Here is a 19,397-nt window from a genome sequence, read left to right on the forward strand (position 1 = left end):
TGGAAAATGATAGACTTTTATAGCGAGAGCTTACTAAATAAGCTGTTTGAAACCAACGTAAGATTTAATACTAAAATTGATCTTGATAAAGTTGAAAGAGCAATACTTTACGCTAAAAAATATCATGACAAACAACTTCGAGATACAGGAGAGCCATATTATATGCATCCATTAGAAGTAGCTTATATGGTATCAGACTACAGCTTTGAAACTGATACAATTATTACAGCAATACTACATGATACACTCGAAGACACAACACTAACCAAAGAAATAATAAGTCAAGAATTTGGTAATAATATTGCAGAACAGGTTTCAGACCTCACCAGAATTAAGGATAATAAAAAAATCAGTTCTAGAGAAATGATTCAAACATTTTATAGCCAAAATAAAACAGAACTATTATTAATTAAGCTTTTCGATCGACTACATAATATTCAAACCATACACATAAAACCTTATGAAAAAAGACAAAAAATCGTTATTGAAACTCAGCAAGAATTTATACCTCTTGCTGAATATCTTAAATTACCAGAAATTGCCATAGAGCTAAATAAATACTGTGAGCTTTATGCTAGTTGGAATACAAACTTTTTCTAACTAGCATACATAGCATTACATATATTTCTACTTTCACAATGGAGTATAGCTGCTTGGCATAGATATATTATCGTTCTGGATCATCAATTAATAGTATATTACCTACAAAATCTCTAAATTGATCCTGATTATGAACACGAATATTATCACTATAATAGGCAAGTCTATCGTCATCAGTGAATGTATCTAATTGCTCTAGTAGATTTTCACTCAAATCATTACATGCAATGGTTAAATCCTTATTATCTAATGACTTTTGTCTTTGATAATTAAGAGGTTCATGATCATACTTTAATACTACAGACATAAGTTGGTCATAATTAAAGTTTTCTACTGCGTATAATGTATTGCATGTTTGTACAGCGTACTCATGATATTCTATTGCTATATAACTACTATCACTATCTACATAACGATAACTAACTGATTCTTTTTCTCTATTACAATTCAATTTTACTTGTTGAATAATATTGGCATATTCAATATTACTCCATCCAATCAAGATTAAAGTATTATTGCCTTCTTTTTTTAATGTAAAAGTTGTAGCTAGCTGCGCTATATTTATCGAACTTTCGCTACTAGATTCAGCTTGATAAAAATTAGTACTATACATAAATCACCCTTGTTGTTAATAAATATTGTATTACACTTCTGATTTATAAATTATATTAGCTATATTATCAAGTTCTGTTTAGTTCATATAAGTATTTAAAAACTAAGATACAAGCTCTAGTTTGCACTGAACATTGAGAAGGCAATTCTTTAAGGCCTCAATGTCCTTAACATTGCCGCACCATTCTTGACGAAAACTGTTCCATTTTAAGCCATGAAGGCGAATGTGGTGCTTAGTGTTTTCGTCTGGTTCAGAGGAAAATTTTAAAATCACAGCAGCTTTATTTTGCTGTTCTTTATCAAAAATATCTTTACCGATTGTAGTCCAATGATTCTGAACATTTGGATGTTGTGTTAAAGTTTCTTTTAGTGAAACCAATCGCACCAAATAAAGTGTTTGCTGATAAGTGATCAAGCTTAGCCTTAGCGACTAGTCCACCCATTTCGATAAGACGTCGAGTACGCATTTTACGTTCTTTGATTTTGAGGTTAACCTCATCCATGATTAGCTTAGCCTTTTTTTGTTGGAGAGTAATTTTTTGCTGCATAAGATTTGCCATGTTAACGCCAATTTAGGATAAGGAGTTAGAATAGGAAGAAGAGGAGATAAGATAGGGATTAAGTTTGGAGATAGAATAAGTAGCAAGAGAAGCAATGATATGAACAAAGAAATTAATGGGAGAGCGATGTCTAGTAACGCCAATTTAGGATAAGGAAAATATGAAAGGTAGTGAATAAAAGGTATACAAAGAGATGATGTTGAGTTAAAAAGAAAATTTAAATAAAAAAGGAATAACCCAACATGAAAAAATGTATTATAAACGCCAGATTAGGATAAGGGAAAGCATGAAAAGCATAATGAAAAAGGCCTACAAGAGATAATATACAATTAAATTATGCGATATATTTAAATATAATTTCAATTAATAACGGTTTATTTATTGCTCGCATGTCTGCAAATGCAAATTTAGAATAAGAAACGCTTAGAAAGAGATAATATACAAGTATTACAATGGTCAATGTTTAAGTTATTAAGTATAGTATTACGAACTAATACTTGTAAAAATATGAGCAATAAATAAACCGTTATTAATTGAAATTATATTTAAATATATCGCATAATTTAATTGTATATTATCTCTTGTAGGCCTTTTTCATTATGCTTTTCATGCTTTCCCTTATCCTAATCTGGCGTTATAAATACTGGTGGAGTTGGAACTTCTATATTAATGGTAAGCAAGTTTATGGCTAAGATGTATCAGCAATTTATGCTATGAGGTAAATATAATCTACTGTGACAGTAGCGATAATGTATTTTTTGATAAATTTAAGGTTAATTGCAAATGTTTGCAACAAAAGATCGTTACATCTCATCTGCTTATAGTATATTTTTTATTTCTGCCTCTTAGTATTAATTGATCTTTCTTACTATTTAAATCTAACGCATGCTTGGCCTCCTTTACATATCCTTTTTTTATCACATTTGTTTCTAAAATTACTTTTTCTTTTTTTATAGAATGTTCAAATACATTTATCGGTGCAGCATCTCCACCAATTATTTGCGCTTTAATAATCGAAGCAATTTTTGAATCTTGTAGACAAGCATTACGCCAAGAATTAAGAACTTGATTTAAATCTTCACTTAACATTAAAGCATCTGATGTAAATTTACTGTTATAGTCTGCAATACATTGCAATAATCTTTCCTTAATAGGCAAAAGTAATGGTTTAGTTAAATATAAATCATTATCTTGAATTACTGGAAAAAACAGCTTTCTAACTATATACTTGATATTTTCTACACTCATACATTGATTTGCAATATCAGATGACAAAATCATGGTTGTTATCTCATTAATTAAACATTTTTTAGTAATAAAGTTATATCCTTGATCATATAAATTGCCAAAATTTAAGTAGAGGTCAGTACTATATACTACTTCTGCTTGTGATTTATCTACATTCTTTTGTATAATATCAGCATCAATAAGCTTCATAGCAATAACATCAGCTAGAAATTGATAGCCATCGTCTAGTAACATTAATGGGTGAGTTGTGTCTAGAAGTTTTATAAGCTGTAAATTTTTAACAGATGCATCTGAGCTAATGCTCAAAATATTATTAACTTTATATTGTAACTCACTAAAAAATCTTTCATTTGGAGTAAGTGATTTTTTGCATTCTTCTAAAATTGGCATTCCAATTGCTAATGGTTTATCTATTAGTTTTTCCAACATTTTCAACTTACTTGAATATGGAACTAATGTAATAAAGCAGTATAAGTCTCTAAATACTGCTTCATCAATATTATCTCGTACTGCTTCTCTAATACATCTGGTAGTACAATTACCATATAATTGCTGTGTTACTAATTTTGTACTAGCAGCACTTGGGTTATTAAATGAACTTTGTAGCGCACGATCGTATAACTCTGCAGTTATTAATTCTTCTATTTCTTCTGTAGAGAAGATATCTTCAGGTATATAATACTTAATTCCGCTGTAATATGCATTCAGTGTCTTGTTTTTATAATCAGTAATTTTTGCAACTTTTAATAATTCCTCTTTATCTTGAAGAGCCATATTAGCCTTCCTAACTCCGTAACCAGCATTATAAATTATTTTATAATATCCATTATCATCTTTAGAATACTTTACAATAGTAGCATGTTTGCCATCAACAATGGTGCCATCTTCTCTACTGAATACTGCTCGCTCAACATGAGCTATGTAAGCTGCTTTTTTATTTTCTATATCATCCATTCTTTTACTTAATAGATTCTTGTAATACTTACGATCGAATCCATCAGCTAAATCAATATAAAGTCTGTGCTTAAACATCTCATTAATATGATAGCTTATTTCTTCAAGTTCCAAACAGGTATTATCAGACAGAAATAGATAACAATCAATAAGCAGTTGATAACCCTTCAAGGCTTGAGCAAAAGAAGCAATGCCAGGTATATTTACACTATGTTCTTCTTTGTATGAATCTGTATAATCAACAGATTCATAATGCTGAACTTGGTTTATTTCATAGGTATATGCCTTAAATTTCTCACATAATTTTTTTACTGCTATTCTATAATTTTCATCTTTTGTACGCATGTTATTTGTCGCTAGTTGCTATATGCCAAAGTTTAAGAAATCTGAGTTTAATATAACGAGTAGGCTAGAACATATATTTTGTATACTCATTTAACTTATAAAATTTGAAGATATACAAATTAAGTTATAGTTATTATCGTTTCTTTTCTTTAAAATTACTGGAAATTTTCCTGTTTTTGAATACTTTTTTAATTAAAAATAATTAAGGCTTATGCAAAGCTTACATAGTGTCAGTAAATTAAAGAAGCAGTTACCATAAGCCTTTCAGATATAAGAATTAAAAAAAAAATTTCCACCATATTTCCCTGCAAAAAAACGGCTTTTTAAACGCCAATTTAGGATAAGGAGTTAGAATAGGAAGAAGAGGAGATAAGATAGTGATTAAGTTTGGAGATAGAATAAGAAGCAAGAGAAGCAATGATATGAACAAAGAAATTAATAGGAGAGCGATGTCGAGTATGCTCTAAATGCATATGTTTTTTTAGTACATTAAAAACAGACTCAATTAAGGAACGTTTATTTAATAAACGCTTATCATCTATGTCCAATAAATATGTTTTCATATCTTTGCGAAGATTAGTAAATAAACGTAGACCATTGGACAACAGTTGATGAAATAACTCTTTAGATATATAGGCTTTATCACCAAACAATTTACCAGATAAGCCTTCAGAAATAACTGAAGCTATAGATAGATCGCTTTTATTGCCTTTAGTAATTTTAACTGACATTATTTCACCTTTATTATTGATTATAATATGTAGCTTAAAGCCTAAGAACCAGCCATAACTACTCTTACCAATTTTAGAAATTCTGTTAAAAACTCTATTGCTAGAAATACGTTTATTATGACAAATTGCTAACTTTGTAGAATCGATGTAATATATACTAGTCTCTTCTCCTTTCAGATAATGCATTAATACAGCTAGCGGTAGCAACATTCTAGGCTACAGTTGTATTATTCTACTATAGCTTGGTAAACAAAAGTATCCTTTATACTTATGACTCAAGTAATATAGATAATAATTTTTAAAATCCTTGCATGGAGACAAATAAAAATATATCGCTATTGTTAATAACTCAGCTAAGGACAACTTTCCATCTCTGTTCCTTTGATTGCTACTTGGTATTAATCTCTGTTTTTCCCACTCTTGATATATCTTGCAAAAATTGTCTATTAAATAGTATACTGTTATGATACATTTTTTCATGTTGGATTATTCCTTTTTTATTTAAATTTTCTTTTTAACTCAACATCCTCTCTTTGTATACCTTTTATTCACTACCTTTCATATTTTCCTTATCCTAAATTGGCGTTGTTAGTAATTCAGAAAGATAAAAAAATCAGGCAAGAATATATCAAAATAAAATTCCAGTAAAGAAAAAAACCGCACCTGCCAAACCAACATCAAATAATTATAGTCAAAAAAACGTGAATTCAGGTTAGAAGCTTCATTAAAGAATAAGCTTATACGCAATATGTAAACTTGAAAGTTTACTGCTAAAAAATGAGCACTCATTAGCCGATTGAGTGTTAAAAAAAAGAAGTTTGTGCTAGCAAAATCAAAAAAACCATGCTAACTTAAAACTCAGGTGAGAATTGGTGTTGAGATGGCTATACAGTTTGCAATGATTGAATTTTTAAGTAGAAGTAAAGGAGGAGATAGTTGTTGTAAGGCAGCGTATAATGCAAGAACTATTGTTAAAAATGAGCAGACAAATATAAGGTATAACTTCTCTTATAAGAAAGATAACGTATATCATACAGTACTGATACCAGATTATGTAAATCAAAAATTCAAGAATGTCCAAAGATTAATGAATGAGGTGGAACAAACAGAAAAACGAAGAAACAGTAAGTTGTTGAAGGATATCGTAATAGCACTGCCAGACGATAAGGAATTGAATTTAGAGCATAGAATAGAAATAACTCATCAAATAGTTGATGTAATGGAATGGGTAAAAAATGGTCTTGGAGTACAGATAGATATTCATAAGCCTCATAGAGGAGATAAAAACTGGCATGTGCATATATTGGTTACTACAAGAAGATTTAAAGAGAATGGCGAAGAATTAGGTGGTAAAGCTGTTGACTTGGAGCCTAAATTCAGAACATCAAAAGGTAAGGCATTTATTATTCCAGAAGCTGAGATGATTCACGAAAAAGTGAAGGAAATAATTAATGCATATTTTGCTAAATTAGGCTTAACAAATAGAGTTGATAAGATAAGTACAGTTCCGCAAGAGCATATTGGACCTACTAGAATTAGGGGTTTAATTAATGAAGTTGCAAATGAAAATGAGTTACGTAAAGAGGCTCATTTGAAGATTATTAATGATGTTGATGTAATAACGGATTCTATAACACATTACAAATCTATTTTTACTAAGCATGATATTGAAAAAGCCGTGAAAGATATACCAGACCTAACAGCAAGAGAACTGTTAGTTCAGCAAGTGCTTAGTTCAAATAGAATACTAGAGTTATATCATGATGATGGTGAAAGTAGTAAATATTTTACGACAACTGAGGTTAGAGATGAGGAAGCAAGAATAATAAGAATAGCTAATAAAATCGATACTCAAGCTTATTACAATGATATTTATCATCTTAAAAACGATATCGAAAGCTTAACAAGTGTTAGTGAAGAGCAAAAACATGCTCTACGACGTATTTTGCTTAGTAATAGTGGAGTTAGAATACTAAGAGGAAGAGCTGGAACAGGTAAATCCACTGTTTTAGCAAAAGCATATAAAATTGCAACAAATCGTAGACAAAATGTTATTGGACTTGCTCCTACACATAAGGCTATATCAGTGCTGAAGGATAATGGCTACCAGAAATGTGATACAATAAAAGGATTTTTATATAAAAATAGCGTTACTAGAGACAGTTTAATAGTAGTAGATGAAGCTGGAATGGTTGCTACTAGAGAATATGCAGAGCTGTTTAGAGTAGTTAGAAACAATAATTGTCAACTGATACTTGCTGGAGATGAAAAGCAGTTAGCTTCAATAGAAAGAGGCGGAATGTTTGAGATGCTGAGTAATATTTTCAGTTCACATGTTTTAGTGAATATTCGAAGACAAAGTGAAAACTGGAGTAGAGAAGCAGCAACAAAGTTTGCTGAGAGTAATATTTTAAGCGGTATAATTACTGAGACAAAATAAATGTATTAAGTTTGATAATACGTTGCAGGACTCAATGAGTAAGTTAAGATACAACTGGAGTCTAAGCAAGTTTAAGCTACATGAAAAATTGGTAATTACAGTACGTAATAAAGAGGTAGACATTCTTAATTCAAGTATTAGATCTTTGTTAAAAGCTAATGGCACGCTACAAGGCACAGAATATAGGCGTTCAATAGCTGGAAGGAAAGAGTCCTACATGGCTGGAGATCGAATTGTATTTCAAAAAAGCGATAAGGATTTACAAATACAAAATAGTGAATTTGCAACTTTAACTTCGGTTAATAAAAATGAATTTGTAGCTAAGACAGATGCAGGACAAGATGTGAGTTTTGACCCAAGCAAAATACAATTTAAACATGGTTATGCAAGTACTGTTTATAAGGCCCAGGGAGCTTCTATAAAAGATGTATACGTTTTACATAATGGAGTAAGTAATATAAGCAGCTCATACGTAGCTATGACAAGGCATATAGAGAAATTACAGCTATATTGCAATAAGGAAGCAACTAGAAGCATTAACAGCTTAATAAATCAGCTTAGCAGACCAAATGATAAATCAGCAAGCATAAACTTAAAAACTAATGAAGATTTAAATAAAGAAAATCCAACTATTTTAAGTAAAATTTGTGGTTGGTTTAAGTCTATAGTAACTGATGTAGGAGACAGATTTCATAAAAACGCTAAATATTATCAGTACGATAAAAAACCAGAGCAATTAGCTGACATTAAGATCGAACAACCTAATATAGTTAATGATATAAGAAAATCAGAAATAAGTCCAAATAATGAATTAAAGGCTACAAAGACCGCAAACGATATTTCAACTACAGAAAAAATCAACACAAAGCCTGAACAACAAAATCCAAGAATTAGTATTCGAAGGTAAAATGAGCTGCATAGAGCAGCTCAAGGGTAATAAAAATACGACTTTGCTAAGCAGAATGCGAAAGTCCTGAAACTTAGAGAGATTCGTTAACAGAAATACTATCTCAACAATCACTCAGCAAAAATATTATACCATTTAAACGGTAAAAATACAAATAAATTTAGCGAAGGTGAGGTTCTGTATGACTGATAAAATCAATAATTCAAACAATCATAATTTAATGGAAGAATTGAGAGACAGAATAGCTTCTCATGCAGAAACCATAGCATGTGATTTGCTTGGAGAGCCTAATAAACATTTATCAAGACGTGGAGAGACACGTTGGGGAGATAAAGGGAAAATTGTCGTCAATACTAGTGGCAAGCATGCTGGAAAATGGTATGACTTTAGTTCTGGCGAAGGTGGAGATTTATTTGACTTAGCCAGAAAAGAACGTGGCGGTGATTTTGTTAGAGCTAAGGAATATCTAACAAGCATAGTAGGAATGTCAACTTATAATGAGTCTTATCCTCGGCAGGTACATAAAGAAGCCACTCAAAATGAGCTAGCTAAAATTCGAAAAGTTCAATACTTTTATAATCAGTCTTCTCCATTATATTTTACTAATAATACTGAAGTTCAAATCGTAAAAAGATATCTTGAACAACATAGAGGAATTGATTGTTTTACAATGAATTCTGACTTGAGAGCAAGTGTAATTCTTGATAGAGAAACGAATGAAAATTATCCAGCATTTTCAGCATTTTCAAGAAATGCGAAAGGTAAAATTACTGGTGTACAAGTTGTATATTTGAATTCGCAAACGTGCGATAAGGCAGATATTTCAGTCCCTAGGAGGGCTTTTGGCAAAATTAGCGAATCGTTTGTTAGAATTACTCCATTGGCACCACATGATTCGCCTATAACAATTATAACAGAAGGCGTTGAAACAGCTTTAAGTCTAAAACAAGCAGGAATTAATGGAAAAATTATCGCTGCTATTGGCATACATAATTTCAAGAACTATCAACCATTTGAAGGAGAAAACATAATCATAGCGGCAGATAATGATGGACAAAATTCTATAACAATGAATACTGTTGATAAAGCGAAAAAAACACTCGAAAATAGTGGAGCAAAGGTGTTAAAAGTGATGCCAACACAAGAAGGTGATTTCAACGACCTATTACAAATTCATGGGGCTGAAGCTATTAGACAGATTATAATACCTGAAATTGCCAAACTTATTAAATTGAACGAAATACAAAATAAATCATCTGAAATACCTAATCAAAGTGACGTTAAAGAATTATATGCAAAATCTTTGCCCCTATACGACTATAACAAAAAGGAAAAAGCTAATGCGGAAGTAACAACAGTCAACAAATTTTTAGAAAATCATACAGAAATTTATAGTTCAAAAATCTTTGACAATCCTAATTTAAGAGCAAATATGGTTTTTGATGAAGAGACTCAAAAATCCTGGCCTGCACTCACTATTTTTGTTAAAAATGACAAAGATGAAATTACTGGAGCTAAGATATTAGCCTTGAATTCAAAAACATGTAATAAAGCGGATGCAGCTGAAAATTCTGTTGGTACAATTAGTGGATCATTTGTTGAAATTGCTCAACAAAATTCAGACTACTCTTCTATAACAATTCTTACAGAGAATATTGAAACTGCTCTAAGCATTAAACATGCTGGAGTCGAAGGAAAAATCTTATGTGCCATTGAAGCCCAAAATTTGCAAAACTATAATCCTGCCTCAAAAGAAAAGATCATTCTAGCAGTTAAAAATGACGTAAATACTGAAAAAGCTGAAAAAGTTCTAGAGGATAAGGAAGCAGTAGTCTGTACAGTCAAAAATGACTTCAATAATGTATTAAAAACTCAAGGATTATATGCTGTTAGAAATATTATCAGCCCTGAAATAAGAAAACTTAATGAAAAGAATAAATCCATACAAACTAATATACAACCAAGATTATGTCTGAAACACTAGGCAGAGTATGACGCAGCATTTTTTATAAAAAAAACTATAGGCTGAAAAATATGACAAAAAAATTAAAGCATGATTCATTGGCAAAGACAATCATGAGCGATCCAGTGGCTGCACAAGAATTTCTAGAGTATTATTTACCAAGTGATTTCAAGAGTTTAATAGATTTATCAAAAATAAAAGTAGAGCAAGAAAGTTATATAGAAGAATCGTTAAAAAAATATAGCGATATCGTCTATAAAGTTGCAACCAAAAAGCATGGCAATGCTTTTATTTATATATTAATTGAAGCTCAATCAACCGTTGATTATTGGACAGCTCTGCGGTTATGGAGATACACATTGTTATTGTGCGAAAGGCATAAGAAAGAAAAAACTAAATTACCATTAGTGTATAATTTAGTGATCTATAACGGCAAAGAAGTCTACAACGCACCTAGAAATTTGTGGGATTTATTTACCGATTCAATGATAGCTAAGCAATTAATGACCTCTGACTATCAATTAGTCGATTTGCAAAGTATGTCGAATGATGAAATTATTAGGAAAAAGCATATCGGAATGCTCGAATATATGCTAAAACACATTCATCAACGAGATATGTTAAAGCTTTGGCAAGAGTTTCTAATAAACTTCAAACATGTTTTAATACTTGATAAAGAAAAAGGTTATGTTTACCTAAGATCATTTTTATGGTATACTGATACTAAATTACTAGAGAATCAGCAACCAGAATTAGAGCAGATTCTGGCTAAGTATTTATCTGAAGAAGAAAAAGGTAATATTATGAGAACTATTGCTGCAAAATATATTGATGAAGGCATAGCTAAAGGCAGAGCTGAAGCTGCACAAGGGCTTGCAAGGAACTTATTAAAAGCTGGCTTTTCAGTTGAATTTATTGCTGAAAATACTGGGTTATCAAACGAAGAAGTGGTTAATTTAAAAGTTAGCATGGATAATTCTTGAATTAATAATTCACTAACTTAAGTTTTTTGAGCAATGTATATCCCCAAACATATGCTATATTTAAGTTTTGTAGCTTCATAGTTAGTTTTGTGATGTGAAAGTTACCAACAAGCTTTACATAACATGTAAGGTCTGGTAGATTCATAATTTCAGATGGCATAACTAAAAGCTTTTTACGCTCAACATTATTCATATTTACTCCATCTCTCATAGTATTTGATCCATATGACAAGTTCTCTTGAGTTTCAATAATTTCTTCCTCACCTAGTGTTAATGCTGATTTATAAGCTGTAACCTGATCGCTAACTCGAAAAATAAATTTACTATTAAACAAATCCAGCATAGAAGCGCATTCAGCAGAACCATATATTGCTTCTAATTGATGAATATTCTGCAATCCAGCAACAAAGCAACCTCCATACTTTCTACTTTCAGCTAAAGCAACTGGTAAAGACGAAACTTTTTGTAGAGCTGGAAGTTCATCAAGTATAAACCACATGTTTTTGTTATCATGATTAGGATTTCTACACATCAAAGCCTTGATAGCTATGCTTATCCAGGCTGAAATAAGTGGGCGTAAAGTAGCTCTTTGACTTGGGTTAGCTGTGATAAATAACCATCCAGTTTCAGCAGAATTACTAAACCATTCCTTGATGCTAAAATTACCTCCAGGCTTTAAATATTGTAGCGAAGTAATATTCTTTCCAAGAGTAGATTGAATTCCTGCAGAAGTTTCAGGCGCGCTTTCGCTTATAATGCCTGATACAGCGGTGTTTCTAAAAGCTTTTACAAATTGTCTATTATCAGAGTAAATGATTGTATGAATTAATTTTATGATATCTTTGTCATCCTGATATAGCTTCAATGCTTCAGACAAGACTAATTCAGCATTTTTAGCAAAAAAGTCATCGATTCTATGGGTATAATTACTAAAACTACTAGCTATATCATGAAAATCAGCTGCTTCAAAACAATCGTTCCAAGGCAACCATTGCTCGCTATTTTTTTCCAAAGGATTAAGCAGCTTATCACATTTAGAATCAAAAAATCTATCAGTAAAAGCTCCAGTAAGGTCTATAATTATTGCTCGATCCTGTTGTGATCGAATTTGTGGTAGCAGTTCGTTAAGCATATTAGTTTTACCAGTACCTGTTGTTCCGGTAATAAGAATGTGCAGCCTTTCACTATTCTTTACTAATGGCAAGCCTCCAAAACAGATTTTCGAGGCCTTTTTAGCGCTTTTTAGCATTTTAGCTAGATTTCTTACTCCGTACAAAATCAGCACCTCTAATTTTAGCCTTAATAATCGTTTTTTTACCTTGAGCCGTAAAGAAAACAATTGAGATTATCACACCAATAGCAAAAACAATTAATCCTTCTAATAATGCTGAATTGATTAGGAATTCCCATAATTGCTGTATTTTAAATCCATGTTGACCTGTATAAAATTCATGTAGAAAGTCCTGAGCATTGAGGTGTATCCATTTTTTAAACCTTAAACTATAAAATACGATTCCTATTTGATCGATATCATAAAAATGTTCACCAATTGTTAGCTTAAGCTGTACATATCGCTCAATCGCAAAATAATACAAACTGCTCAGAAAAACTTTTTGATATAATCGACATATAATCCAGAATATCGATAATCCTAACCCAATTGTAAAAACATTGGCACTACCTTGCCCAAACATTCTTAACTTATGAGCAAATAACTGCGATCCCCTTGTGAAATTGCCTTGATTCTGAAAATTCATCAAGAGTATTTTTTCAAAATCTGTAGTTTTTGCTCATACTCTTTTACTCCAGTAAAATTCTCTAATTCTGTTAACTTTTTAAACATTGCTTCGTATTCTGCAATGATATTAGGATTATATTTAATAGCTAAGTTAAAATTCTCCTTAGCTTTTGAGTACTGTCCTAAACTTACTAATGAAATTCCTTTTTCAAGATAGTTTTCAGCAAAATTAGGTTTGTACTTAATAGCGATAGCAATGTCAAAATTTTCTATCGCTTTTTGGTGTTTACCTAATTTCTCAAGAATCATTCCTTTATTATAATAAATATCCGCACAATTTGGATCATATTTAATAGCTATGTTACAGCTTTCTATTGCTTCAGAATATCTATTCAATAAGCTTAATATATACCCTTTATTACAGTATGATTTGACACAACTAGGATCGTATTTAATAGCTAAATCAAAATGTTCTATTGCATTCTGCAATTGCCCTAAAAATGCTAAAGTTAAACCTTTATTAATATAAGCTTCTGCATAATCTGGTCTATATTTAATAGCTATATCATAGTTTTCGATTGCATTTTGAATGTATCCTAAATTCATTAACGCTATGCCTTTGTTATAATAAGCTTCTGGATTATCTGATCTGTACTTAATAGCAATATCAAAATTTTCCATTGCATCTTCATACTGTCCTAATCTAGCTAAAGAAGCTCCTTTATTGTTATGTCTTTCCACTCCTTCAACTTTAACTTGTGCAAAAAATGCTCTACCACCAGCACTAGCACTAGTTCCACTACTTTTACTGTGGCTACTACCTGTATGATCAGTAGTAGCAATGCTACTAGAACCAACCTCCTGTAGAGCTTGAGATTCACTATCAGTGATGCTTATAGACTGAGCTTCATCGTGAGTTATCCTGTCGGCTCTATTTCCATGGTAATGGAGTTTCCTGTTGAAATAAGATTGGCCTCTCTTTTTGTCAGTGAATCAAGAATGCTCTGAGAGTGCGTAAACTGGTTTTGATATCCAGCTTGTAGCATAGCAGAAGCTCGGAAGTTATTTCCCAATGAATCTACGTTTTCATTTATAATTTGTCGACCATCAGCCGTTGTAGTGACTGTTCTACCACCATCATTGATAATATTAGCCATATGTAATGAAGGAGCTAGGTTTTGTTGAGAGATAGTTCTATTGCCTATGCTGTAATTATCCATACTCAAGTTATTGTCGACTATGTTACTGCCTAAGCTGCTAGCAACTGGTATAGGAGAGAACTGGCTGGCCAAGTTAGCTGTAGCATGAGCACAAGCTTTTATCACTGCCCAAGAAAGCATTGGTATCGATGATGCAAGCATTTGAAACGTCGCATAGCTATATAAAATCATCTCTGCGAAGCTTCCTTGCGATAGCATATTCAAGCCATAATCATTACCAAAAGCTCCAGATTTACTGGATAAGCTGATCATTCCTAGGCAATGGATTATTGTAAAAAATACTGGCCAGCTGCTGACCCATATTATTAATAGAATCCAGGTTTTGAGTATATTGTAGCCGCCAGGTAATAGGCCCATTGGAAATACAATAAAGATCATTGAGACTACTAATGCAAAAAAAACAGATTGTAAAATAGGCATCATGTGAGCAGCCATTTCGCCAGCTACTAAGTACGAAAATGACTGTTGAAATAGCCCTCTAATTGCATGCATACTAACTAAATTAGAATAAATTCTTGATAACGAAAACTTCTCACGCCAGTCATCATATGACTCACGATTAGCATTAAGTAACATCGCTTGCTTCATCCATTCATGAATATCTTGTTGCTCTCTCTGTAAATATTTTAGTGTGTCTCCAGTCATGACTTTTAGTCTTTGACTTAACATATTTGACTTATCAGATTGAACTCCAATCGCAGCTGCAAACTTTGTTAGGAGTCCTTCATTTAATTCTTTATGAATTGCCGCTTTAATCAATGGAGTAGCTTGTCTACAGGTCTTGAAACTAATGGCTAAATTACTAGGCTCGCGATAATAAATACCAAAATTATTAGGTATATTTTGCTCGATAAATCCTATAATGTCGTTAGTTTGTTGAGCAGCAGCTTTTTTACCTAGAATATTGCCTATGATGTAAGGCTTCATAAAGCATTGTCTAAGGAATTCCTTCGTATTAGTTAAAGTTATTGGATCCTGTATTTGCACATCTCGAATCTTAGCTACAGCCTTAGCTCCAAACATAATACCAGTTTTTCTGCTCGATAGTCCTTCATAAGCTGGCAAAAGATGCTGTTCCAACATTTTAGATACAAAGTAACTCGTTTGCGATGAAAGAGAAGCAAACATTGCAATACTTATGGGAATATTATCAACCTTTACTGGCGCACTCATTGATACTTCATCCTTCAGCCAAACAGTAGATTTGGGGGCAAATAACAGCGTAAAAATAAATATCGATGGAAAAAACCATTCCCATAGCAAAGATGCCGATATTTCCTCTAAAAATAGCCCTAGTAGCAGCCCATATGCCACCAATAGTCAAGGCTAAGTGACCCACTGGAGTGAAGTATTCGCTATTTGAAGCAAAGACCTCTGCCTATGCCATTAAACACATGCCATAACAGATCTCCACCACCAAATGTGTATATTACGTAATCCATTAACTTTTCTCCTTCGCTATTAAATGCTGCTCTATTAATCTAGCCCTTTTATCTATTCGACTTGCATCGGTTTGTAGGCTAGTCCATTTTTCATTTGCAAAAAGTTGTACTCGATTCAATTCCTTCAAATATCTTTCTAAATGTTCATTCGAAACTTGCTTAGCACCTAGTGAAGTAACGGCTCTACGTATTTCGGTGATTACTTCCTTCAAATGCTGAACTAATGTATAGCTAGCTATTAATTCTGATGAGATCTCTAAAATTGTGACTCCAGAAATAGCTTCTAATGTGATATAATCATAAATTGGAAATATATCTCCAATCGAAGATAAAAAGGCTATTTCAGAGTTGCTATATTCAGAATTCTTATCAAACTTATTTTTTAGATCAGTCAATTTTTGCTTAGCTTTACCTGCATAAGACTGCTCTGGTGATATTGTGATATTTCGTTGTAGGCTTGGATGCAGGCAACTAACACTATCACAGCTGTAAATTGAAGCTGATTCTCCACCTTTTAAATGACTAATCCAACTTTTTTCATCCTGAGCTAAGGAGTCAAAAAAGTACACATTATTGTTTGTAACCACGATAGTGCCAGTCATAGACATGATTGAATCACGCATATTTGATGGTATTCCAACCTTTGCTGCTGCTTTAGTGAAGATGTTATAATCATCCAGCATAACTCTGAATCCTTATTTTGTGCTTGTCGCAGAGCTTGTTTTTGATCTAAATAATTACGACATTTTTTACCAGCAGCAAAATAATCAAACCCGCTTTGTGACTGTATATCACGGCAAACAGCTTCTCTCATAGCTGAGTTTCTTGGTAAAGCTGTAGCAAATAATGCTTTTGTTAATTTGCAATCTCCCTTAGCAAATTGATTCATCTCCATTGCTAGATTACGTAAGTCTTTGAGAGCATTCTCAATTTGAGGAGCAAAGGTTTTTAATCCTAATGAAAAAGCATAGACTTTAGCTTGAGAACCAATGTTTTTCATCAATTGAACTAATTCTTCTCCAGAAATAACAGAGAAGCTACCAAGATAGGCATCAATACCGCTACAGCTCATGTTTAAAGATGGTGGAGTTATAGCAAATGGCTGAAATGATGTTTGGCTTGTTCTGGCAGATAATCCGCCAGCCGCTTGATCTTGATATGATCCAGATCTTGTGACATTAATACTCATTCCTTGAAATACGTTTTCGATATTCCAAGCTAGTGATACTGGAGCTTGTAGCAATAATAGCATTGTAATGGCATAAACTCTGATTTTGGTGCTCATGTAGTCTCCAACTTATGATAATATCTATCGATTGCTAGAATATTGTCGATAATTTTATCTTCAGAGATTATGCCTCTAGCTACTGCATATATTTTTTTACCATCGCTAGCTACTGAATATAATACAGGTACAATATGCTTAGGATTTAGTTTATTAAGCAACTCATTATTCTTACTGACAGCTAGCAACTGAAATGCATATTTATTAGCAAAGCACTGAACAATAGGCATAAAGGCCTTACAGAGCAAGCAATCTTGTTTAACTTGCAAAATCAATCCCCAGTTTTTAGCAATGTTTTTGAGTTTGAAATCATTTTTTTGCTCTGATTTTTCTTGATATAGCTTTCTATGTAAGCTATTAGCAGGCTCATTAGCATTAATCAGTTGGTAATCAAGTAGAGTAGCTAGTTGCCACATAGTAGCAAACTTATGAGCCTTCTCCATGATTTGCTTCTGCAATCTTTGAGCTGTAATCACATTTTCGAGCGTTGGATTATCCAGCGCTATACGCTAAGCTCGATTAAATCGCTCCTTTAATTCCTCGATTCTCTGGTCATGAGGCCTACTCATCAACTTAGAATTAGCAGCAGAGTCATCAAGCTCATGACCATGTTTATCATTGTACCATAAAAATCTTGTTGGTGAAGCATCAACAGTGGATAAATGACTAATTAATATCATAAACATTAATAATCTGCTCATTTAGACTAAGTTTGTTGCATACGATGAACTTTATCTTTGATTCCTGCAATAATGTCTTTGTTCATGCTGTTTTGAGCCTTAGTGAGTATATCTCCAAATAGTTCATCCATATTGATTTTAGTGAAATCAACTTTTTGTAACTCTTCAACAGTAAGGCCTCTACACTTTGGACATTCAGGTGTACCAAAGTTCATTTTTAGCTGTTTTCTTGCTTCTTCCTGAAAAATTCTTGCAAGTTTCGACTGAAAGCAGCAATAAGTAGACTTTCTAGCTAAGCAAATACCTAATATCGGAATTCTTGAAGAACAGTAGGTTCCAATATAGTAGCAGTAACCTTTTTTCCTATATAAAGCTAATTCTTGTTCCTTAGACTTACATTGCGATAAGCCTATATCACGCCCCCAGCCAGTCATTGAAGAGCAGCAATTCAAAAAACTAAATACATCTTTTTTGCATTTTCGATGTTTACCTGAAAATACAGAAACGGGATTTGTTTTAATGTCCTTGCTCATCTGATTTAGCATCGCTAGATGAGCTACTTTAGCTATATCTCTATTTGGTATAATAGTTGGAGTGTTGCAATTACCTCCTAAACAAAAGATTGAGTTATTATGCAACGATGAGTGTAGCATTGTTTGCTTCTCAGTTGAACAGCTATAATCGTGCTGCCATAGTAAACAAATATTTGCTACTGATTTTTGGCAAGTGCTGTTTTTTAATTCACAATTCTGAATTTTAAGGTGTTTGCAGCCATCTTTTGGATCGCTAGTACAAGAAAAAAGAATCTTTTGTTTCCAATATGGACGATTGACTTTAAACTTGTCAAAAAATACTCTATCACCACCATCATAGTTGATTCTATTGACCTCATAGCATTCATTACTCTCAGTTAATTGCTCAAGTTCAGGGTTTAAAACTTGCCAATATTCTGCTACTTTCCTTAGTTCTTGAGTCTTATCTCTGTAGTCATAGTGAAGTATACATATTTTTTCATTTACTTCTAATAAAAAATTTCTACCAATATGGTGTATAGATACACCAAGCCTATTAGCAATAGCCCATTTCATTTGTTTTACAATTGCTTCGGGATCATCTACTAGGCAGTATATTTGTGCACCTAATTCATCATCATAGACATCGCTACGACTCTTAAGCCAATTACTATGATTCTCCTTTATTTCTTCTGTTGCAAATTCCATTTGCCGGTTTTGCCAAGAAAGCCATACATTCTCTAATCTGCACTCAACATTTAATTCTCGAATAAGTTCAATGTTAAAATTACTACCTTCATTACAACTTTGAATAATTTCAGTATTAGTTTTACTTGTTTGAGTTACGAAGTTACTGCTATCAAGGGCACTTAAAGGATCAGATTCAATTCTCATTGAATTAGCTATCATATAATTTTGATCGTTGATATTATGTTGAGTTAAGGCATTGTTTTTACTGTTTTCAGCTTGAAATAACATTGCCCCACTTTCTGTACCAAGCTGATTACGGCCATGGTAGGTTAAATCCTCATCATTGTTAGGATAATTGACATTACTACCTTGATGAAATAATTCTTGTGTATTTGAAGAATTTCCAAGATTTACATTATAGTTGCTAGCTTCATTATAACTGCTTTGCATTGAAGCTAAACAACAGCTAATATTGAGCACTATCAAA

The 19,397-nt window shown here is 32.4% G+C and carries 8 protein-coding genes and 6 pseudogenes; 4 read left to right on the forward strand and 10 right to left on the reverse strand.

Features of this window, described 5'->3' with window-relative positions:
* The first annotated feature begins 6 nt into the window (after positions 1-6).
* Entirely contained in the window at positions 7-600 is a 594-nt protein-coding gene (locus OTBS_RS09440; protein WP_011944625.1) for an HD domain-containing protein, read from the forward strand.
* Between the two features lie 67 nt (positions 601-667).
* Here OTBS_RS09440 and OTBS_RS09445 read toward each other — a convergent pair whose 3' ends face one another.
* From OTBS_RS09445 to OTBS_RS09460, 4 genes and pseudogenes are all read right to left on the reverse strand, one after another.
* The gene (locus OTBS_RS09445; RefSeq protein WP_011944624.1) at positions 668-1,213 is read right to left on the reverse strand and encodes a hypothetical protein; all 546 of its coding nucleotides are present in this window, start codon (positions 1,211-1,213) and stop codon (positions 668-670) included.
* A 102-nt stretch (positions 1,214-1,315) separates the two neighbouring features.
* Positions 1,316-1,772, reverse strand: a pseudogene (locus tag OTBS_RS09450) (conjugal transfer protein TraD).
* 810 nt (positions 1,773-2,582) lie between these two features.
* A complete protein-coding gene (locus tag OTBS_RS10720) occupies positions 2,583-4,319 on the reverse strand; it encodes a hypothetical protein (RefSeq protein WP_011944623.1) in 1,737 nt (578 codons plus the stop codon).
* Positions 4,320-4,654: 335 nt separating this feature from the next.
* A pseudogene (locus OTBS_RS09460) lies at positions 4,655-5,530 on the reverse strand (IS982 family transposase).
* Positions 5,531-5,930: 400 nt separating this feature from the next.
* On the opposite strand from OTBS_RS09460, the pseudogene OTBS_RS13370 reads away from it, so the two are divergent.
* The 3 genes and pseudogenes from OTBS_RS13370 (at position 5,931) to OTBS_RS09480 (ending at position 11,343) form a co-directional block, all read left to right on the forward strand.
* A pseudogene (locus OTBS_RS13370) lies at positions 5,931-8,397 on the forward strand (AAA family ATPase).
* Positions 8,398-9,277: 880 nt separating this feature from the next.
* The gene (locus tag OTBS_RS17305; RefSeq protein ID WP_232489038.1) at positions 9,278-10,381 is read left to right on the forward strand and encodes a toprim domain-containing protein; all 1,104 of its coding nucleotides are present in this window, start codon (positions 9,278-9,280) and stop codon (positions 10,379-10,381) included.
* A gap of 50 nt (positions 10,382-10,431) precedes the next feature.
* The gene (locus OTBS_RS09480; protein ID WP_011944584.1) at positions 10,432-11,343 is read left to right on the forward strand and encodes an Rpn family recombination-promoting nuclease/putative transposase; all 912 of its coding nucleotides are present in this window, start codon (positions 10,432-10,434) and stop codon (positions 11,341-11,343) included.
* Between the two features lies 1 nt (position 11,344).
* Here the strand turns inward: OTBS_RS09480 and OTBS_RS09485 are convergent.
* The 6 genes and pseudogenes from OTBS_RS09485 to traN form a co-directional block, all read right to left on the reverse strand.
* A pseudogene (locus tag OTBS_RS09485) lies at positions 11,345-13,100 on the reverse strand (type IV secretion system DNA-binding domain-containing protein).
* Complete coding sequence (locus tag OTBS_RS17310) at positions 13,100-13,822, reverse strand: tetratricopeptide repeat protein (RefSeq protein ID WP_162097311.1); 723 nt, start codon at positions 13,820-13,822, stop codon at positions 13,100-13,102. The pseudogene OTBS_RS09485 and the gene OTBS_RS17310 overlap by 1 nt, the downstream one beginning before the upstream one ends.
* A 176-nt stretch (positions 13,823-13,998) precedes the next feature.
* The gene (locus OTBS_RS17315) at positions 13,999-15,615 is read right to left on the reverse strand and encodes a conjugal transfer protein TraG N-terminal domain-containing protein (protein WP_232489009.1); all 1,617 of its coding nucleotides are present in this window, start codon (positions 15,613-15,615) and stop codon (positions 13,999-14,001) included.
* 127 nt (positions 15,616-15,742) lie between these two features.
* Positions 15,743-17,028: pseudogene (locus OTBS_RS09505) on the reverse strand (conjugal transfer protein TraH).
* A pseudogene (locus tag OTBS_RS09510) lies at positions 17,025-17,729 on the reverse strand (conjugal transfer protein TraF). Before OTBS_RS09510 ends, OTBS_RS09505 begins: the two co-directional pseudogenes overlap by 4 nt.
* 5 nt (positions 17,730-17,734) lie before the next feature.
* Entirely contained in the window at positions 17,735-19,360 is a 1,626-nt protein-coding gene (gene traN, locus OTBS_RS09515) for a conjugal transfer protein TraN (RefSeq protein WP_232488837.1), read from the reverse strand.
* Between the last annotated feature and the right edge of the window lie 37 nt (positions 19,361-19,397).

The organism is Orientia tsutsugamushi str. Boryong (assembly GCF_000063545.1).
Classification (GTDB): Bacteria; Pseudomonadota; Alphaproteobacteria; order Rickettsiales; family Rickettsiaceae; genus Orientia; species Orientia tsutsugamushi_C.